This is a genomic window from Caulobacter mirabilis, from assembly GCF_002749615.1.
Classification (GTDB): domain Bacteria; phylum Pseudomonadota; class Alphaproteobacteria; order Caulobacterales; family Caulobacteraceae; genus Caulobacter; species Caulobacter mirabilis.
Genome location: NZ_CP024201.1, coordinates 1,339,316 through 1,357,843 on the forward strand (window position 1 = coordinate 1,339,316; position 18,528 = coordinate 1,357,843).

Consider the following 18,528-nt stretch of genomic DNA (forward strand, 5'->3'; position numbering starts at 1 on the left):
GTTCACCAGCGCCGGGTCAGCTCCACCCCGACCACGCGCGGCGCGTCGACGCCAGCGTACCAGAGCCCGTCGTAGCCGAAGAGCGAGTTGGCGTAGGCCGAGGTCACGAACACCGTCTCGTCGGTCAGGTTGTCGACGTACAGCCGCGCGGTCCAGGCCTCGGTCTCCCAGCCGATCTGGGCGTTCAGCCGCCAGACGGCCTCCTGCCGCGCGGTGTTCTGGGCGTTCAGCATCGTCTCGCCGGCGCCGTTGATCTCGCCGCGCAGGAACAGGCCGCGCCACGGCCGCCAGCTGGCGGTCGCCGAGGCGTCCCATTCCGGCGTCAGCTTCACCCGCCGGCCCGACAGGTCTTCCAGACCGAAGACGTAGCGGTCGTACTCGGCCTCGACCCAGCCCAGCGAGGCGGTCAGGTCGAGGTCGTCGCGCGGCTTGCCGGCGAACTCGATCTCGAAGCCCCGGCTGGTGATGGCGGCGCTGGATGTGACCAGGGTCGTCGAGAGCGGCTGGCCATTGGGGCCGTAGATCACGTTGATCTCCTGCCAGTTGTCGACCGTGGTGTAGAACAGCGCCGCCGAAACCAGCGCCCGGCCGCCGAGCAGCCGGTGCTTGGCGCCGATCTCGTAGGTCCAAAGCGTCTCGGCGTCGTAGCGCGAATAGTCGCCCACGACCGAGGTTGCGCTGGCCGCCAGGTTGAAGCCGCCCGGGACCCAGCCTTTGGCGACCGAAGCGTAGAGGCGCAGGTCGCCGCTCAGCGCCCAGTCCAGCGAAACGCGGGGCAGCACCTCGGCGAACACCTCGTCCAGGGCCTCGGCCTGGAAGACGAACCGGCCGAGCGGGCCCAGGTCGAGAACGCCGGCCTGCTGGACCTTGTCGCGCTCGGCGCGCTCGTAGCGCACGCCCGCCGTCAGGTTGATCGTCGGCGACAACGGCAGGACAGCCTGACCGAACAGCGCATAGTCCCGCGAGCCGGCTTCCTGCTTCGGCGCCCAGGCGTAGTCGCTCAGCTTGCCGGGCCCGATCAGGGATGACAGCGCCTTGGACTGCTCCCCGCGGTAGTGGTTCAGCCCGACGACCCATTGCACCCGAGCGTCGGAGGGGGCGACGAGGCGGACCTCCCAGTTCCAATGGGTCTCCTCGACGTCGTGTCCGCCGGCCGCGCCGGGCATGGCGGTCAGGTCCAGGTCGGTGCCGAAGGAACGGTCGTCGACGTCGCGCCAGGAGCCGGCGAGGCTCAGCGTCGCGCCGTCGAACCGATGGGTCAGGCCGACGCCGAGCACATGCTCGTCCTTGTCGCTGCGCTTGGGCGCGTCATGGATCAGGGTGTGGTCGCCGGCCTTCCGGCCGCCGTTGAAGCCGCCGTAGAGCTGGTCGTACCGGGCGCGGTCCATCGGCAGGAATTCCTGCTCGTAGAGGCCGGGCGCGCGCTGCAGGGCGACATAGCCCATCGCATCGAGCTCGGTGCGGTCGCCGGCGATCCAGCGCAGCCGGCCGTGGGCGAAGGCGGTCTCGATCTCGCCGGGCTCGCCGATCGAGGAGGCCAGGTTGCGCACGAAGCTGTCGGCCTTCTCGTAGTCCAGGGTCAGGGCGCCGGTCAGGGTCGCGCCGGCCAGCGGACCGGCGACCCGGGCGCGGAGATCGTAGCCCTGGCCCTCGCCGAAGCCGTAGGCGCCGGCCGAAGCCTGGGCCTCGAAGGCGTCGGACGGCGCCCGGGTCTGCACCAGGATCAGGCCGGACTCGCTGTTGGCGCCGTAGAGCGTGCCCTGCGGCCCGCGCAGCACTTCGATCTGGCGGACGTCGCCCAGGGCCTGGTCGGACGGCTGCCGGAAGGGCACGCCGTCGATGTAGACGGCCGCGCGGTTGACCACGAACGGGTTGGACTCGATGCCGCGGATCGAGATGTAGGTCCCGCCGACCTGGCCGATCTGGTTGAACTGGACGTTCGGCGCATAGTCGTCGATCCGCCGCAGGGACTGGATACGGGCGTCCTCGGCGAACTGGGCGCCCAGGACCGTCGCCGCCACGGGGGCGTCGATCAGCGCCTGGTCACGCCGGGCGGCGGTGACCACGAGGGCGTCGATGTCCGTCGGCTCCTCGGCGAGGGCGGGCGTGGCCAGCCCCCCGACGCTCATCGCCGCCATTCCGATCCAAGCCGCCCTGTTCATGATCACGCCCCTTGTTGAGAGCGGTTCTCATAATGGCGGTCTCCGAGGCGGGACAATCGGGCCGGCCTTCGGCGCCCGGCGTTTGGCTTTCGGCGTCCGGCGTTCAGTGTGGGCGCAGGTCGGTGGGGCGGTAGCCGTAGTGGCGCAGGAAGGCGGTCGAGAAGTGCGCCGGCGAGTATCCGACCCGGCCCGCGGCGGCGGCCACGCCCATGCCCTCGACCAACAGGCCGTGGGCCGTCTCCAGCCGGCGACGGGTGACGTAGGCGGCGATCGAGGCGTCGAAGGTCAGCCGGAAGGCCTGGGTCAGGCTGCGCACGTTGACGCCCACCTCCCGCGCCAGCCGCGTCAGGTCGGGCGGATCGGCGAGGTTGGCCTCGAGGATCTCCCGCGCCCGCTCCGCCCGTCGCGTCTGCAGCGCCGGCCGGCTGTCCGGCTGGGCCGACAGCGAAAGCCAGTTCAGGGTCATGGCCGCCAGTTCCAGCGCCCGCGCCTCCATCGCCAGGCGGCGCGCGGCGCCCTGGAACCAGGGGTCGACGGGCCGGCAGAGGCTCGCCACCACCGTCGCCGGAGGGCGGTCGGTGGCGCGAAGCCGGCTCCCGGCGGCCAGCCGGACCGCGATGTCGCCCAGGCCCTCCGGCGCAGCATCGTCGAGCTGGGCCCGGGTCAGATAGAGGCCGCAGGACAGGGCGGGCCCCTTGTCGATCCTCGTCTCGAAGGGTTCGGGCTCGTCCTCGTAGAGGATCGCCGTCAGCCCCAGGCCGTCGAAACGGAAGTCGCCCAGGCGGGGGTGGGCGCTTCTCAGCCGCGCGATGCCGCAGCTGAGGTGGAGACCCGGCGGCAGCGGGGCGCTGTACTGCTGGGGGGCGTCGAGCACCTGCGCGGACTGATGCAGCAGGCCGTGGCGCAGCGGGACAGTTTCGAGCGTCTCGACAAGCCCCGCCTTCTCGACCACCGCGCGGATGGCGGCGTCGGCGGTGTCGGCCGGCATGGGAGTCTCCAGTTGAGAGTCGTTCTCAATCGATCAATAGATCGCTGCGGCTGGACCGGTCAACGCCGCAGCAGGCCGCGGAACGCCCGAATCAGGCCCATGATTCCCGGCGCGCCGGCGGGCGCCTCCGCCGTCGGCAGGCCGAGGCGTTCCCGAACGAAGGCAAGGTAGCGCGGGTTCTCGTCGGCGAAGATCGTCTCGCCCTCGGCCCTATGGGCCCGCAGCAGGTGCTCGGCGGCCCGGTCCGGCTCGCCGAGGTCGTGGAGCACCTGGCCGAGGCGGAGTCGCAGCAGCGGGCTTTCGCGGCCGTCCTCGGTGTCGACGGCGCGCTCCAGCGCCTCGCGGGCCGCGGTCCGCAGGCCGCCGAGGTAGCAGGCCTCGCCGATCGCCGAGAGGATCCAGGTCGCCGCCGCCCAGTCCGTCTTGGGCTCGGGCAGCCGTTCCCAGGCCCGTCCGTAGGCGTCGACGGCGGCCTCTATCCCGCCCTCGTCCGTCAGCCGGTCGCCCTCGGCGCAGAGGGCTTCGATCTCCTCGCGGATGGCGGGCGGCAGTTCGGTCGAGTCGCGCATGGCGGCGGCAGGCTCCCGGCGCCGGGCCCGAAGGTCAAGCGGCGGGAGCGCCGCGGTCCGCCTAGCGCAGCACGCCGCGCCCGGTCATGGCCCAGGCGTACCAGAGGAAGAACAGCAGCAGGGCGGTGATCACGCCGCTCATGATGGCGACGTCCTGGCCCATGATCGCGCCGCCGCCGCTCAGAACGTAGGTGTAGAGCAGGCTGATCAGGAAGGCCGCCAGAGAGACGGCGAACGTCGCCGCGGCCAGCTTCCGGCGCAGCAGCAGCAGGATCGAGGCCAGGAAGGCGCCGAAGACTCCCACCGCCCAGACCACGGTCATCCAGGCCGGATAGGCCTGGTAGTGGTCGATCTGCGCCTGCGTCATGCCGGCGGACGCCATGTAGGCGGCGCCCTGGGTCTTGCTCATCACGAAGTCGAACACGCCGACGGCGTTGAACAGCACGGCGACGATCCCCACGAGCCACAGGTGCCAGGGCGTCTTCGGCGCGGCTTGCGGCGCCGTTTCAGTCGATGAACTCATACCGGTCCCTCCCAGAGGCCGGCCGTCGCAGCAGGGTCACGCCGACCCTCACGTACGGCGCGGCAGACTGTCTGGGTCCTTTGAAGCACGATCCGGCCGTTTCGGAAATCGGCGTTATCGTTCCGGCCGCCCGGCCCAGGCGGCGGGATGGGTTCCCAGAGGGACGGTGGGGGCGGTCCAGCGGACCGGGGTCCTGGACAGGGCGACCGGGGGACGCAGATAGGTCAGCGGGCCGAAGCCGGAGTCCTCGCGGATCGACCAGGCGGCCAGCGCCTCGGGCGTGAAGGGCCGGGCTCGGCTCGGCCGGTCGGGATCCAGGCCCAGGCCGCGCACCCACATCGCCGTCCGGGTGAGCGAGGCCTGCACCCGCGCGCCGCCGCCGGTCTCGGCCCGCCGCCGCAGCGCGACCATCGCGCCGAAGGCGGCGAGATAGCCGGTCGTGTAGTCGTTCAGCGCGGCGGGCAGAAGGCTTGGCGCCTCTTCGCCGCCCTGGACGACCGCCATGCCGCTGACCGCCTGGGCCAACTGCTCCCAGCCCGGCCGGTTCGCCCAGGGGCCGTCGTGGCCGTAACAGTTGATCGAGACATGGATCAGCGCCGGGTTCGCGGCCGCCAGTTCGCCGGGGGACAGGCCGAGGCGATCCAGCGCCCCGCCACGATAGCCCTGAACGAAGACGTCGGCCTCGGCGGCCAGCGCCAGCAGCCGGTCGCGGCCTTCGCGGGTCTTGAGGTCCAGGAAGGCGGAGCGCTTGCCGTGGCCGGTGTCGGCGACGAAGGGCGGGACGGACGGCAGATCGGGGCCCGCGATGTGCAGCACCTCGGCGCCATAGCCGGCCAGGGCGCGCGCGCAGGCCGGACCGGCCAGGACGCGGGTCAGGTCCAGCACCTTCACGCCGGACAGCGGCGCCTCCGGCGTGATCGTGAAGTCGATCGGCGCGCCTTCGCCGGTTCGCTCGATCCGCACCAGCGGCGTGGCGGCCAACCGGCGGCCCTGGTCGGACGCGTCCCACTCGTCCGGCGAGCGGACCCGGCCGCCGCAGTGGCCGGCGGCGGCCAGCGCGTCCTCCAGCGCCTGGGCGTCCCAGGTCGCGACGGCGGCGGCGACGGCCTCGCGGGTGTCCTCGCAGCCCAGCACCGACAGCGGCCCGCGGCCGTCGTCGAAGCTCTGGTGCAGGTAGACGAACCGCCCGTCGCGGGCGCGGTAGAAGTCGAAGGCGGCCGTCCTCGGCGGATCACGCCCGGGGGCCCGTTCCGGATCCTCGAACCGCTGCATCAGGAAGGAGATCAGCGAGGCGGCGGCCTCGCGCGTGTCGACGGCTACGGCCTGGGATCCGCCGGTCCGCAGCCGCCAGATCGCCGCGGCCTCGGCGGCGCCGGCGGCCAGGGCGGCGGCGGCGGCCTCGTCGGCGTGGAAGGCGGCGGAGACGGCGGGCGGTCCGACCGAGACGGCGACGTCCTCGAAGCCGTCACGGTCGGCGAGTGCGGCGAGCTGGGCGAGGGCGGCGTCGACGGGCGCGATCATGACGGCAGGTTAGCCGCCGACAGCGCGCGGGGGGAAGCCGGCATGGGGAGGTGTTGCGTGGTTCGAGACGCGGACCTGAGGGTCCGCTCCTCACCATGACGACTTATGAGTTCGTCATCCTGAGGAGCGAGCTTTGCGAGCGTCTCGAAGGACGCACGGTCGCCTAGGGCTTCAGGATCAGCGAGGTCTGCGTCGCCTCGAACGCCTGCAGGCGGCCCAGATAACTCATGCCGAGGAGGGAGGTGTGCAGGCCCTTTTCGATGACCAGGGCGTCGACGTCGTTCACGCGCGCGCCGGCGATCGAGACGCTGGCCAGCTTGACCCCCGCGGCCTTCACGCGGCCCTCGGCGGTCATGACGTCATAGGTGTAATTCAGCTTGCTCGGGTCGTAGCCGAGGCGGCGGGCGTCCTCGGCGGTCAGGGCCACGGCGGTGGCGCCGGTGTCGACCAGGAAGCGCACGGCCCGGCCCTCGACATTGGCCTCGGCCCAATAGTGGCCGTCCGGGCCCTTGCTCACCGACGCGGGCGCGGCGGCGGCCGGTTCGAGCCGGGTCGCGACCTGGGCCTGCAGCGGCGCGGCCGCCCGCGCCTCGTCCAGGCTGATCACGGCGTGCGCGGCGCCGACGGCGGCCAGCGCAGCGACCCCGATGATCGCGACGTACCTGATCATGAACACACCCCGCCATATCGGCTTTGTCGAGCGTTTCTCGCTCCGTGGCGGGCACCTTAGGCGGGCGGAGTTTGCAACGCGTGAACGGGTGTAAGGGTCAGGTAAGGTTAAGCTTTTCTGGACGAATGCGGTCGCGCCGTCGGGGCAGATCCCGCATCAGCGCCACGCGTTCCGCCTCAGGCAGGCGCGCCCAGCCGGCGATCTCCGGCAGGGTGCGGAAACAGCCCAGGCACAGGCCGCTCTCGGGATCGACGATACAGACCTTCACGCAGGGCGTGGCGATGGCCTTGGGCGGCGCGGCGGGCGAGGGCGGGACGGTCATGTCCCGCCAGCATCGTCGGCTCCCGCCCCGGTGGCAAGGCGTCAAGAAACGTCACCAAGTCGCCATGTTTTCGACATCAACATTACAGTCTCGTAAGATATGAAATCCCTGTAATTATTGGAGTCTTTCAAGACTTTAATTTGTGAATACGGAAGAGTCGAAGCATTCTTTCCCTGCATCCAACAGGGAGATGGAGCGACCCCAATGCGTACTTTCTTCACCGCCATGATCATTGCCGCCGCCGCGTCCTCCGCCACGGTCGCGGTCGCCGCCGAGGCGCGCCTGTCGGATACCCAGTTCATCAAGGTTGCGCAGTGTCGCACCCTGCCGGGCGCCGACGGCGAGAAGTTCACCGCCCTCTACAAGGCCAACAAGCGCGGCCGCGCCGACCACGTGGTCGACAAGGCCGACGCCGCGAAGCGCGACGCCGAGCGTGGCGGCGCCGACATGGCCGCCAAGCTGGCCCAAGAGTGCGCGGTCATCGTTCCTTAGTTTATGTGGCCCGAGTAACTTTCTAGTCTGAGCATCCAGTCAACTTGAAGGGCGCCTGTTTCAAAGCAGGCGCCCGTCTTTTTGTTTGATTTCCCACAAGCAGTTTCCACTGTTGCAAACATTTACATCGTTTAACTTGAGGTCTGGCCTCTTGGGTTTCACTCTGATCTCGCATCCACATTTGGGAGATGGAGAGCACCCCATGCGTACGCTCGCTGCTATTCTCGTTCTGGCCGTCGCCTCCGGCGCCGCGGCCTCGGCTTCGGCCCAGACCCGTCTGACCGACGTCCAGTTCGTCAAGGTCGCCCGCTGCGCCGGTCTCGCCGGCGACGATCGTTTCGACACCGTCTACAAGGCCAACGAGAAGGGCCGTTCGCCGTTCGCGATCGCCAAGGCCGACGAGGCCCGCGACAGCGCGGCGCGCGAGGTCAAGCGCGTCCAGAAGGGCCGCACGCCGGGCGGCCAGGAGCGGATCGACGCCGAGCTCGGCGGCGCCTGCGCCGCGCTCAAGGGCTGACGGCGACCCCGCCTCGCCGCTCTGGCTGTATTTGACGCCCCGTCCCCGCCCCGGACGGGGCGTTCTTATTCTGGCCGCCGCGGCCTCGCCGACGGGCCATGCCGATGGTAGCGTCGGCCTGAGGGTCGGAGCGGTTCGGGGGAGCCATGGTTTCGCATCTGATGTTGGCCGCGGCGCTGGCCGCGACGGAGCCGCCGGCCGGCGGGGCGGCGACATACGAGCCGCCGGCATGGCTCGGCGCGCCGACGCTGGAGCAGATGGAGGACGCCTATCCGCCGAAAGCCTGGGCGAGCGGTCTCGAGGGCAGGGTCGATCTGTTCTGCAAGGCGGCGGCGACCGGTCAACTCGCCGACTGCGTGGTTGAGCGGGAGGCGCCCCTGGACAAGGCGTTTGGCGCGGCGGCCTTGCAGCTGACGCCGTTGTTCCGCGTAAGCCCGGCGAAATGGAACGGCGCCCCGGTCGACGGCGCGCCGGTTCGCTTCCGGGTCGTCTTCAAGCTGCCCTATGGCGCTCTGCCCAATCTGGAGGGGACGGTCCGCTGCTACGGCGTCCTCGAGACCTTCTCCAGGCTGGATCGGAAAGATCGGCGCGTGGCGCGGGCCGTCTCCGCCGCGCGCGATCGGGCGCTGACGCTGGCGACCGCGTCCGGCGCGGCCGACGATATCGAGGCGCGGTTGGCGGCGGCCGTCGAGGCGACGCCGCCGCCGCCATCCCTGATGACGAAGAGCGACCCCTGCTTCAGGCTGTTCGTGCCCTGACGCCCCGCTTTACGTTGACGCTCGCGTTATCTTCCCAAACATTTGTTCGGCGCCTATAGTCCCGACCGACTAAAGATCGGCCCCCTGAGAGGCCGCGCCGGGAGCATGCCATGAACCTCGAATTCTCCGCCGAAGACAACGCGTTCCGCCAGGAGGTCCGCGCCTTCATCGCCGAGAACTACCCCGCCCAGCTGCGCGGCAAGCAGGATGAAGGCGACGACCTGACCAAGGACGACTACCTGTCCTGGCACAAGGTTCTCGCCAAGAAGGGCTGGGTCGCTCCGTCCTGGCCCAAGGCGCTCGGCGGCACCGACTGGACCTCGACCCAGAAGTACATCTTCTCCGAGGAGCTGGCCCGCGCCGACGCGCTGCCGGTGCTGCCGTTCGGCGTCGTGATGGTCGCCCCGGTGATCTACACCTTCGGCACGCCGGAGCAGAAGGAACGCTTCCTGCCGAAGATCTACAACGGCGAGGAATGGTGGTGCCAGGGCTACTCCGAGCCGGGCGCCGGCTCCGACCTGGCCTCGCTGAAGACCAAGGCCGAGCGCTTCACCGGCGACGACGGCAAGGAATACTACCTGGTCAACGGCCAGAAGACCTGGACCACCCTGGCCCAGCACGCCGACTGGGGCTTCTTTCTGGTCCGCACCGACCCGGCCGCGAAGATCCAGGAGGGCATCTCCTTCCTGCTGATCGACATGAAGACCCCGGGCATCGAGGTCCGCCGCATCACCACCCTGGAAGGCGGCCACGAGGTCAACGAAGTCTGGCTGGAGAACGTCAAGGTCCCGGTCGAGAACCGCGTCTACGAGGAGAACAAGGGCTGGACCTGCGCCAAGTTCCTGCTCGCCCACGAGCGCAGCGGCATCGCCGGCGTAGCCCGCTCCAAGCGCGGCGTCGAGAAGGTCCGCGAGATGGCCTCCATCGAGCTGGGCGACGACGGCAAGCCGCTGATCCAGGACGCCGACTTCAAGCGCAAGGTCGCCGAGCTGGAGATCGACCTGACCGCCCTGGAGTTCACCGAGCTGCGCACCCTGGCCGGTGAAGCGGCCGGCAAGGGCCCCGGACCGGAATCCTCGCTGCTCAAGATCAAGGGCACCGAGATCCAGCAAAGGCTGACCGAACTCGCGCTGGAGGCCTCGGGCCACTACGCCGCCCCCTACCTGCGCGACCTGGGCGACAACGCCAAGATCGGGCCGGAGTACGCGGTCGGCCGCGCCGGGACCTACTTCAACACCCGCAAGACCTCGATCTACGGCGGGTCGAACGAGATCCAGCGCAACATCATCGCCAAGATGGTGCTCGGGCTCTAACGTCGCCGAACCAGAACACGTCGAATAAGCAAGAACGCCAGGAACGCTCCGATGGATTTCAACTTCACCGAAGAACAGTCGATGCTGCGCGACACGGTCGCCAGCTACCTCCAGGACAACTACGACTTCGAGAAGCGCCGCAAGATGATCGGCTCGGACGCCGGTCGCGATCCGGCGATCTGGTCGGCTTTCGCCAACGAGCTGGGCATCCTGGGCGCGCCGTTCTCGGAAGACCTCGGCGGCCTGGGCGGCGGCGCCATCGAGAACATGATCGTCATGGAGGAGTTCGGTAAGGCGCTGGTCGTTGAGCCCTACCTCGGCACGGTCGTCATCGGCGGCGGCTTCCTGAAGCACAGCGGCTACGCCGGCGCGGCAGACCTGATCGGGTCGGTGATCGAGGGCAAGACCATCTTCGCCTTCGCCTACGCCGAGCCGCAGGCCCGCTACACCTGGCAGGACCTGAAGACGACGGCCAAGAAGGACGGCGCCGGCTGGGTCCTGAACGGCCACAAGGCGGTGGTCGTGGGCGCGCCCTGGGCGACCCACCTGATCGTCACCGCCCGCACCGGCGGCGGCCAGCGCGACGCCGACGGCGTCTCGGTGTTCATCGTCGAGAAGGGCGCCAAGGGCGTGGTCACCCGCGACTACCCGACCGTCGACGGCGGCCGGGCCTCGGAAGCCTACTTCGAGAACGTGGCGGTCGGCGCCGACGCCCTGATCGGCGTCGAGGGCAAGGCCCTGCCGCTGGTCAACAAGGTCATCGACGAAGCCACCGCCGCGACCTGCGCCGAAGCCGTCGGCGCCATGCGCCAGCTGCACGCCGGCACCCTGGACTACGCCAAGCAGCGAAAGCAGTTCGGCACGGCGATCGCCAACTTCCAGGTGCTGCAGCACCGCATGGTCGACATGTTCATGAACCTCGAGCAGTCGGTGTCCATGACCTACATGGCGACCATTAAGCTGTCGGAAGACGACGCCGAGCGCGCCAAGGCCGTCTCGGCCGCCAAGGTCCAGATCGGCAAGGCCTGCAAGTTCGTCGGCCAGAACGCCATCCAGATCCACGGCGGCATGGGCATGACCGACGAGCTGGCCATCGGCCACTACTTCAAGCGTGCGACCCTGATCGAGGGCCTGTTCGGCTCCGTCGACCACCACCTGCGCCGCTACGAAGGCCTGAGCTTCGACAAGGCCGCGTAGGGCGGACGCGTCTGAGTAGACATCAAGGGGCGGGAGTCGAAAGGCTCCCGCCCTTTTTTGTTTGAGGTCGGCGCCGACCAGGATCCCCCCTGGGGGAGGTGGCTCGCCGTCAGGCGAGACGGAGGGGGTCGGCCACGGTTGCGCGAGGTTGCGGCGTCGCAGAGCCGGCGTCCCTGACCGCAGCCCCCTCAGTCACCGCTTCGCGGCGACAGCTCCCCCAGGGGAGAGCATCCTTTTCCTAGCGCCGGTAGTCCGGACGCCCGAGCTTCATCGGCGTCGGGTTCAGCGCCACCCAGGCGACGGCCAGTTCGCACAGCCGGCGCGGCGCGTCGTCGTTCCGCCTCAGTCCGGCGACCGACGCCCGGGCGTCGGTCAGCCCGGCCGTGGGCAGGGGCGTTCCGGACGCCAGGTGCGCCAGCAGCGCGCGGGCCATCCTGTCGTAGTCGCCGTCCCAGTTGACGCCGCCGTTGCGGTCGATCTCGTCCGAGATCCGGCCGGTGATCCGGATCACCTCGCCCTGGACCGTCTCGGCCGCTCCCTTGGACGGGACCAGCAGGACCCAAAGCTCCTGATGCGCGTCCCGCCAGGATGAGGCCTTGGCCCTGATCGGCGAGGCGCCGTCGTGCCGGACGCGCTGCGGGACGGGCGGAACCTCGAAGAGGGCGTACAGCCGCGCCAGCCCCGCGTCGGTCTCGGCCAGGAAGTCGGGGTTGAAGCCGGCCCGATGGAACTCGAAGTCGGTCCCGATGCGGGTGACCGAGGATCGCATCTCCGGGGTGCGTCGCGCGCCCGCCGCCAGCAGGACCTCGGCCAGCGCGGCCGCCCCGGCGATCTGCGCGTTGCTGCACTGTCCGAGCAGTCGGGCGAGGGGCGTATGACCGCCCCGGTCGAGGGCGTCGACGCGGGCGCCGTGGCGGAGCAACGTTGTCGCCGTCGCGACGTTGCAGGGGGCGGTCGCCGCATGGAGCGCCGTCCCGCTCGCGCCCTCGCCGCGGTTCGGGTCCGCGCCCAGCTCCAGCAGGACGTCGATGCGGGCCTGCCAATGCCGGCTGCGGGCCTGCAGCGGCGTCACGCCGTAGGCGTCTTCCGCCTCCAGGTCCGCCCCCTGCGCCGCCAGCCAGCGCGCCAGATCGTCCGGGCAGTCGTTGAAGGCCAGGGCGGTCTGTTTGGCGTATCCGCCGCGCGCATCGATCTCGTGAGCGTCGAACAGGGCCTTCAGCGTTTCGAGATCGTCGGTCTGGAGCCGCTGCTCGAAATCCTTGGGCAGCGTCTTCTTCCTCGCCTTGGCCATGGGTCCCCTCTGTCCGCCCGAGGCGCGGACCGTCGCCCAGAGCGCCGGGTTCCGCAATGGAGGTTGGAACCGCCCGCCAGGATGCTCCCCCAGGAGGGAGGATCCTGCCCTCGGTCAGCCTGTCCCTTTCAGAGGTCCATCCGCCAGGTCTCGCTGACCTCGGTTCCGCCGAAGGCCTCGTACTCGTGGCTCTCGACCAGGTCGAAGCCGGCCTTGGCGTAGAGGCGGCGGGCGGGCTCCAGGACGGCGTGGGTCCAGAGGACCATCTCGCGGTAGCCGGCGGCGCGGGCGAAGGCGATCGTCTCGGCGATCAGCCGCCCGCCCAGGCCCGTGCCGCGCGCCTCGGGCTCGACGATCAACAGCCGCAGTCGGGCGGTCTCGTCGCTGTCGCGGACCACGAAGACGCAGCCCAGCCGCCGGCCGTCGCGCTCGGCGATCCAGCAGCGCTGCCGGCTGGGGTCGGGTTCGCGCAGGAAGGTCGCGACGATCTCGGCGCAGACGGCCTCGATGTCGGCGTTCCAGTTCTGCTCGCGGGCGTAGAGGACGGCGTTGCGCTCCACCACCCAGCCCATGTCGCCCGGCCGCGGGTCGCGCAGGACGATCTCGCCGGGGGCCGGCGCGGCGTCGCCGAACAGCCGCTCCACGTCGCCCAGCGCGGCCATCGCGGTCTGCCGGTCGACGGCGGGCAGGGCGGCCAGCAGGCCGCCGGCGATGCTCTCCGAGGCGGCGTCCAGCGTCGCGAAGGCCGCCCGTCCGGCCTCGGTCAGGGCCAGGTCGCGACGGCGGCCGTCCTCGGTCGACGGCGACCGCTCGACCAGGCCGCGCCGCTCCAGCCGGCCGAGCAGGCGGCTGGCGTGGCCGCGATCGAAGCCGAGCTCGCGCTGCAGGTCGGCGGCGCTGCGGGCCGCGCCCTGGGCCAGTTCGTACAGCGTGCGGCTCTCCGCCACGCTCAGGTCGCTGCCGTGATAGCCCTCGTCCAGCAGCCCGAGGGCCTTGGAGTAGCGCCGGTTGAACGCGCGCAGACGGGCGATCTGGTCGGGGGTGGGCTGGGACATGACGGGACCTCCTGTGAAGGCCAGCGTCGGCGGGATGGTTGTCAGAGTCAACTAAATTTGCACGACGGTGTGGTCGGGGGTGCTCCCCCCTTGGGGAGCTGTCGGCGCGCAGCGACGACTGAGGGGGTTGTGGAGGTCAGACGCCGGACCCGCGACGTCGCGGGTCCCCCACCGAGCGCCGCAAACCCCCTCCGTCTCGGCTTCGCCGAGCCACCTCCCCCAGGGGGGAGGAACCGGCGGAAGCTATCTCTTCTTCCCCGCCGCGTTCAGCGCCGCGGCTTCCCGGACCAGCGCCTTCAGGGCCTCGGCGTCGATCGTCTCGCCCTGGTGGAGGTCGATGGCGCGGCGGGCGTTTCCGTCGAGGCTGGAATTGAACAGTCCCGCCGGGTCGGGCAGCGACGCGCCCTTCGGGAAGGTCAGCTTCACGGCCGCCTTGTAGACCTCGCCGGTGGTCAGGATGCCCTGGCGCTCCCAGACCGGGACGCGGCCCCATTTCACCGTCTCGGCCACGTCCGGCAGCGCCTCGTGGATCAGCGCCCGGACCTGGGCCAGCGTCCGGCCGCGCCAATCGTCCAGCCCGGCGATCTTGGCGTCGATCCGGGCCTTCGCCGCGTCGCCGGACAGGGGCGGGGCGCTCTTGCTTTCGGCGGTCATGGCCGTCTCCTCACATCTTCTCGCCGGGCAGCCGCGCGGCCTGTTTCACCCAGTCGCTGAACTGGCGTTCGTCGAAGGCCCCCTCGTAGATGTCGAGGTAGCGGACCTCCTTCTGTTTCGACGGCCCGGGCGGGACCGGGTCCAGCGCCGCGCCGCGGAAGAAGCTGACCTTGATGTACCGGTCGAAGCAGTGGAGGCCGAGGAACCAGCACCCCGTCTCGACGCCGTAGAGGGGCGAATTCCACTTCACCGCCTTCTGGACCTCGGGGACGGCCGCCTCGATCAGGGCGTCGATGCGGGCGCCGACGGCGCTCTTCCAGCCGGGCATGGCGGCGATGTAGGCCCGGATGGGAGCCTCGCCGTAGCCCTTGGGGATCTGCGGATTGCCGCCGGACAGCAGTTTGGGCTCGGTCATCGGGTCAGGCCTTGGCCGCGCCGGCGCGCGCCCGCGTCACATAGGGCAGCACGAACAGGTACAGGCCGCTGACCAGCAGCAGGATCAGCGGAACCAGGGCGAACAGCCCCAGCCAGATTGGCGGCGTCCCTTGGGTCATGACCACGATGTAGGTGATGACCCCCGCCGTGAAGGCGATCGAGATCCAGCGGTGCGCGGTGCGGACCAGTCTGCTGATGGTCATGGACGTCTCCTCCCTCTTGGTCTTCGTCAATCCAGTTTGGCGGCGAGCTGTTCCAGGTTGTCGAGGAACTGCTTCCAGCCGGCGTGGGCGCCGCCGTAGGCCTGTTTCTGGTCGGGCCGGAAGCCGGCCTGCTCCATGCGCAGCCGGGTTCCGGCGGCGGTGGGGGTCAGGGTGAAGGTCACCACGCTCTCGAGGGCGTAGGCCGGGTCCTCGTTGGCGAAGTTCCAGCTGTAGGCGAGGGTGTGGTGCGGCTCGATCGTCAGCACCTCGCAGTCCAGCACGCCGCCCCACTCGCCGCGCAGCTTGAAGCGGTGGCCGACGGTCGGGGCGAAGTCGTTCTGCATCAGCCATTCCTCGATCAGGTGGGGCTGGGTGAGCGCGCGCCAGAGCTTCTCGGGAGGATAGGGGATGTCGCGTTCGACGACGACGGTGCGGGTCTCGGTCATTACTGGTCCATCCTGGCGAGCAGGTCCTCTAGGCGGTCGAAACGGCCCTCCCAAAACCCGGCCATCTCGTTGGTCCAGTCGGCCAGCGGGGCGAGGGCGGCGGGGCGGGCGCTGTAGTGGGTCTGGCGGCCCTCGTGCCGGTCGCTGACCAGTCCGGCCTGCTTCAGGACGCCGAGGTGTTTCGAGACCGCCGGCTGCGACACTCCGGCCTGGGCGGTCAGCGCCCCGACGGTCTGTTCGCCCTGCCGGCACAGCCGCTCGAAGATCGCCCGCCGGGTGGGATCGGCCAGCGTCCTGAAGATCGTGTCGTAGGGATCCGGGGCGGCGGGGGTTTCGGGCATCTCGAATTCATAACTCTACAGCTATTGATCGGATCAATAACTCTGGAGCTATGAGTTCGTCAAGCGGGAGGTTTGGGGCTTGCGGGGACGCGCACCGCTTCGCGGAGCATGTCCCCGACCGTCACCGCATCAGCCAGCCGAACGCCCGCGCCAGATAGGCCCGGCCGTCCCGCTCGACGGGGCGGCCGTGGGCCATGACCACCCGCTCGGCGGGCCAGTCGAGAATCCGGCGCAGGCTCTCGCGCGCCGCCGGCCGGTCGGTGAAGGCCAGGCGGAACTTGCGGGGGACGGCCGGCTCGGGCTCGGTCATCAGGTCCAGCCGGGCGACCAGGGCCCGCCAGCCGCGGAACCAGCCGCGCGGAAACTGTTGCAGCAGGTCGGTGAACAGGACGGTCCCGCTGGCCCGGTGGAAGAAGACGACTTCCGTGGTGATCTTGTTGCCGCGCACCAGGACCTGGTCCAGCTCGGCGGCCCAGGCCGGCGCCGGCGCGTCGTCCAGTTCGGCGTCGATCGTCAGATCCGGCCGCCGCGCGGCCAACCCCGGCGCCGCGTGCAGCACGGCCGACGGCCAGGCCGCCCGCCATTCGGCCAGGTGCAGATGATGCAGGCTGTTGGGCGCGACCAGGCGTCGAACCTCGCCCAGCGCCGCGACGGCCTCGCGCAGCGCCGGGGACAGCGCCACGGGCGACCAGACCAGCAGCCCGCCGTCGCCCAGGCGGACCACGGCCGCCCGGGTGGGATAGCGGAAGCCGGCCACCTCGGCCTCGGTTCCGTCGGCCAGCCAGAGCCCAGGCCCGAACGGCTGCAGCGGCGAAACGCTCATCGAGACCCCCATCGGCGACGCCGGTCCAGTTGACGCCCCGGATCGCGCCTTCGCAAGGCTTGCGTTGGCCGGCGGACCCGCTACCCAGGGCGGGAGAGGCGCGCCGTTGCGGAAAGGTTCAGATGCACGAGTTCCCGGACGACATCTTCACCGAACCCGAGGACGTCGATCCCGACACCCTCGCCAACCTCGGGCCGCTGCGCCGGCTCGCCGGCGTCTGGGAGGGGCTCAAGGGCGTCGACGTGAATCCGAAGGCCGAGGGGCCGGAGCGCCGCGAGTATCTCGAACGCATCGAGATGCAGCCGATCGACCCCCAGGCCAACGGGCCGCAGCTGTTCTACGGCCTGCGCTATCACGTCCACATCGTCGCCTCCGACGAGGAGACCACCTTCCACGACCAGACCGGCTACTGGCTGTGGGAGCCGGCGACCGGGCGGGTGATCCAGACCCTGGCCATCCCGCGCGCCCAGACCGCCATGGCCGGCGGCGAGGCCGCGCCCGACGTCGACGGGATCACCGTCCGCGCCGAGCGGGGGGCGACCACCTACGGCATCAGCTCCACCGAGTTCCTGGAGTGGGCTTTCCGCACCGACTCCTATCAGCTGGACGTGACCTTCCACGAGGACGGCGACTGGAGCTATGTCTCGACCACCATGCTCCAGGTCCGCGGGCGGGAGGAGCCGTTCCAGCACGTCGACCGCAACCGGCTGAAGAAGGTCGCCGAACCGCGGCCCAACCCGTCGCAACGGATCGCCGCCGAGGGCCTGTCCCGCGCCGAGGCGCATGGGTTCAGCCGATAGGGCCGCCTAACACCGTCTGTCCCGGCGAAGGCCGGGACCCAGGCGCAGCCTGGGCGTTTGAGACGGGGCCGCGGGTTCAGCGCCCATGACTGGGTCCCGGCCTTCGCCGGGACGCTCGGGTGAAGGGGAGGCGTTTAGGGCGTCGCCTCCGTCTGTGCGCCATCCTCGGGACCGGCCGCCTCTTCCCAGCCGAAGTCGTAGAACACCCGCAGCCGGTTGCCGTCGGGGTCCTGGGCGGTGAACTCGTAGAGTTTCCAGGGCTTGGCCTCGGGGGCGGCCAGGATGATCGCGCCGGCGCTCCGCCAGCGCGCGTGGATGGCGTCGACCTCGTCCCGGTCCGAGGCGTTGATCCAGAGGACGACCGGCGCCGCGTTGCCCTGGTCGGCGCGATAGCCGGCGTCGGCCAGGAACAGCCGGCTGTCGCCCTGCGATACGCCGGCCAGGCCGAGGTCGTCGTCCGACCAGTCGACGGTGAAGCCCAGGCGGTCGCGGTAGCAGGCCAGCGCGTCGCTCAGCGACCGGACGGGAACCTCGGGGCAGGTGGGCGGGAACGGCATGGCGGGGCTCCAGCGCAGCGGAGGCGGCCAACATGCGCACGATCCAGAGCCGGCGTTAAGTGCAGACGGGGACACGTACGCTGCGCGAACATGTCCCCGGCCGGCGCTGGGGACATGCTCCCGCAGGGTGCGTGTCCCCGCCTCGATGCGTCCTTCGAGACGCGAGCCTCAAGCGAGCGTCTCGAACCACGCAAGGCGCGTCAGCGCATAGTCGAAGGCCCGCCGGCGGGTGCGGGCGGGCCTCCTCCTTCGGCGGGCGTGGGGGTCACGCGCCGGCGACCGCCGCTTCGCGCCTGGGGAGGGCGAACAGCGGCAGGAAAACCTGGATCAGGGGCCCGATGGCCAGGGCGTAGACGACGGTGCCGACCCCGACCTTGCCGCCCAGCAGCCAGCCGATGCCCAGCACGGTCAGTTCGATGGCGGTGCGCACGATCCGCACGCTCCAGCCGGTCCGGGCGACGACGCCGGTCATCAGGCCGTCGCGCGGGCCCGGGCCCATGGCCGCGCCGAGGTAGCAGCCGGTCGCCACGGCGGTGGTCACCACCCCCGCGACCAGCAGCAGCGCCTTGCCCCACAGGCCGGCGGGCGTGGCCACGAACGGCATGACCCAGTCGACGACCAGCCCGACCAGGATGATGTTGGCGATGGTGCCGAAGCCGGGCCTCTGGCGCAGCGGGATCCAGACCAGCAGCAGCAGCGCCCCGATGCCGATGACCGTGGCGCCGAACGGCCAGCCGGTCTTGGCGACGACGCCCTGGTTGAGGACGTTCCACGGGTCCAGGCCGAGGTCGGCGCGGACGAGGAGCACGATCGCGACCCCGTACAGGGCCAGGCCGATGAACAGTTGAACGAGGCGGCGGGTCATCATCATGGCGCCACCGTCGTCGAAAC

The 18,528-nt window shown here is 70.5% G+C and carries 23 protein-coding genes; 6 read left to right on the forward strand and 17 right to left on the reverse strand.

Annotated elements, in window-relative coordinates:
* Positions 1–2: 2 nt before the first annotated feature.
* The 7 genes from CSW64_RS06540 to CSW64_RS06570 form a co-directional block, all read right to left on the reverse strand.
* Positions 3–2,162: a TonB-dependent receptor gene (locus CSW64_RS06540; RefSeq protein WP_150131351.1), complete on the reverse strand. Its 2,160-nt coding sequence runs from the start codon at positions 2,160–2,162 to the stop codon at positions 3–5.
* 103 nt (positions 2,163–2,265) lie between these two features.
* Positions 2,266–3,150 (reverse strand): AraC family transcriptional regulator, encoded by an 885-nt coding sequence (locus tag CSW64_RS06545; RefSeq protein ID WP_099621354.1) that lies wholly within the window; start codon positions 3,148–3,150, stop codon positions 2,266–2,268.
* Positions 3,151–3,209: 59 nt separating this feature from the next.
* Positions 3,210–3,719 carry a hypothetical protein gene (locus CSW64_RS06550; RefSeq protein ID WP_216361244.1) on the reverse strand — a complete coding sequence of 170 codons (510 nt, stop codon included), beginning with the start codon at positions 3,717–3,719 and terminating at the stop codon, positions 3,210–3,212.
* A gap of 61 nt (positions 3,720–3,780) precedes the next feature.
* Positions 3,781–4,242, reverse strand: coding sequence for a hypothetical protein (locus CSW64_RS06555; protein ID WP_099621355.1), 462 nt, complete (start codon positions 4,240–4,242; stop codon positions 3,781–3,783).
* A gap of 114 nt (positions 4,243–4,356) precedes the next feature.
* Positions 4,357–5,763: a CoA transferase gene (locus tag CSW64_RS06560; protein WP_099621356.1), complete on the reverse strand. Its 1,407-nt coding sequence runs from the start codon at positions 5,761–5,763 to the stop codon at positions 4,357–4,359.
* A gap of 163 nt (positions 5,764–5,926) precedes the next feature.
* Complete coding sequence (locus CSW64_RS06565; RefSeq protein WP_099624139.1) at positions 5,927–6,433, reverse strand: TIGR02281 family clan AA aspartic protease; 507 nt, start codon at positions 6,431–6,433, stop codon at positions 5,927–5,929.
* A 97-nt stretch (positions 6,434–6,530) separates the two neighbouring features.
* Positions 6,531–6,755, reverse strand: coding sequence for a DUF1289 domain-containing protein (locus tag CSW64_RS06570; RefSeq protein WP_099621357.1), 225 nt, complete (start codon positions 6,753–6,755; stop codon positions 6,531–6,533).
* Between the two features lie 204 nt (positions 6,756–6,959).
* Here CSW64_RS06570 and CSW64_RS06575 point away from each other — a divergent pair, with 204 nt between their 5' ends.
* The 5 genes from CSW64_RS06575 (at position 6,960) to CSW64_RS06595 (ending at position 11,032) form a co-directional block, all read left to right on the forward strand.
* On the forward strand, positions 6,960–7,247 hold the full coding sequence (locus CSW64_RS06575; RefSeq protein WP_099621358.1) for a hypothetical protein: 288 nt from the start codon (positions 6,960–6,962) through the stop codon (positions 7,245–7,247).
* A 202-nt stretch (positions 7,248–7,449) separates the two neighbouring features.
* Entirely contained in the window at positions 7,450–7,764 is a 315-nt protein-coding gene (locus CSW64_RS06580; RefSeq protein ID WP_099621359.1) for a hypothetical protein, read from the forward strand.
* Between the two features lie 146 nt (positions 7,765–7,910).
* Positions 7,911–8,522, forward strand: a complete 612-nt coding sequence (locus CSW64_RS06585; protein WP_099621360.1) for a TonB family protein — start codon at positions 7,911–7,913, stop codon at positions 8,520–8,522.
* A 110-nt stretch (positions 8,523–8,632) separates the two neighbouring features.
* Positions 8,633–9,835, forward strand: a complete 1,203-nt coding sequence (locus tag CSW64_RS06590; protein WP_099621361.1) for an acyl-CoA dehydrogenase family protein — start codon at positions 8,633–8,635, stop codon at positions 9,833–9,835.
* A 51-nt stretch (positions 9,836–9,886) separates the two neighbouring features.
* Positions 9,887–11,032 (forward strand): acyl-CoA dehydrogenase family protein, encoded by a 1,146-nt coding sequence (locus CSW64_RS06595; protein WP_099621362.1) that lies wholly within the window; start codon positions 9,887–9,889, stop codon positions 11,030–11,032.
* Between the two features lie 238 nt (positions 11,033–11,270).
* On the opposite strand, the gene CSW64_RS06600 is transcribed toward CSW64_RS06595, so the two are convergent.
* The 8 genes from CSW64_RS06600 to CSW64_RS06635 form a co-directional block, all read right to left on the reverse strand.
* Complete coding sequence (locus CSW64_RS06600) at positions 11,271–12,323, reverse strand: ankyrin repeat domain-containing protein (RefSeq protein WP_099621363.1); 1,053 nt, start codon at positions 12,321–12,323, stop codon at positions 11,271–11,273.
* A 128-nt stretch (positions 12,324–12,451) separates the two neighbouring features.
* On the reverse strand, positions 12,452–13,378 hold the full coding sequence (locus tag CSW64_RS06605) for a bifunctional helix-turn-helix transcriptional regulator/GNAT family N-acetyltransferase (RefSeq protein ID WP_099621364.1): 927 nt from the start codon (positions 13,376–13,378) through the stop codon (positions 12,452–12,454).
* A 243-nt stretch (positions 13,379–13,621) separates the two neighbouring features.
* Entirely contained in the window at positions 13,622–14,032 is a 411-nt protein-coding gene (locus CSW64_RS06610) for a DUF1801 domain-containing protein (protein ID WP_099621365.1), read from the reverse strand.
* Between the two features lie 10 nt (positions 14,033–14,042).
* The gene (locus CSW64_RS06615; RefSeq protein WP_099621366.1) at positions 14,043–14,447 is read right to left on the reverse strand and encodes a DUF1801 domain-containing protein; all 405 of its coding nucleotides are present in this window, start codon (positions 14,445–14,447) and stop codon (positions 14,043–14,045) included.
* Positions 14,448–14,451: 4 nt separating this feature from the next.
* On the reverse strand, positions 14,452–14,670 hold the full coding sequence (locus CSW64_RS06620) for a hypothetical protein (RefSeq protein ID WP_099621367.1): 219 nt from the start codon (positions 14,668–14,670) through the stop codon (positions 14,452–14,454).
* Positions 14,671–14,696: 26 nt separating this feature from the next.
* Positions 14,697–15,116, reverse strand: coding sequence for an SRPBCC family protein (locus CSW64_RS06625; protein ID WP_099621368.1), 420 nt, complete (start codon positions 15,114–15,116; stop codon positions 14,697–14,699).
* Complete coding sequence (locus CSW64_RS06630) at positions 15,116–15,457, reverse strand: ArsR/SmtB family transcription factor (protein WP_099621369.1); 342 nt, start codon at positions 15,455–15,457, stop codon at positions 15,116–15,118. The genes CSW64_RS06625 and CSW64_RS06630 overlap by 1 nt, the downstream gene beginning before the upstream one ends.
* A gap of 121 nt (positions 15,458–15,578) precedes the next feature.
* Complete coding sequence (locus CSW64_RS06635) at positions 15,579–16,280, reverse strand: DUF4336 domain-containing protein (protein WP_099624140.1); 702 nt, start codon at positions 16,278–16,280, stop codon at positions 15,579–15,581.
* Between the two features lie 122 nt (positions 16,281–16,402).
* Here CSW64_RS06635 and CSW64_RS06640 point away from each other — a divergent pair, with 122 nt between their 5' ends.
* Positions 16,403–17,080, forward strand: coding sequence for an FABP family protein (locus tag CSW64_RS06640; protein ID WP_099621370.1), 678 nt, complete (start codon positions 16,403–16,405; stop codon positions 17,078–17,080).
* Positions 17,081–17,214: 134 nt separating this feature from the next.
* Here the strand turns inward: CSW64_RS06640 and CSW64_RS06645 are convergent, their stop codons facing one another.
* Together CSW64_RS06645 and yczE are read right to left on the reverse strand one after the other, a co-directional pair.
* Positions 17,215–17,637 carry a VOC family protein gene (locus CSW64_RS06645; RefSeq protein ID WP_099621371.1) on the reverse strand — a complete coding sequence of 141 codons (423 nt, stop codon included), beginning with the start codon at positions 17,635–17,637 and terminating at the stop codon, positions 17,215–17,217.
* Positions 17,638–17,902: 265 nt separating this feature from the next.
* On the reverse strand, positions 17,903–18,502 hold the full coding sequence (gene yczE / locus CSW64_RS06650; RefSeq protein ID WP_172448484.1) for a membrane protein YczE: 600 nt from the start codon (positions 18,500–18,502) through the stop codon (positions 17,903–17,905).
* Positions 18,503–18,528 lie beyond the last annotated feature (26 nt).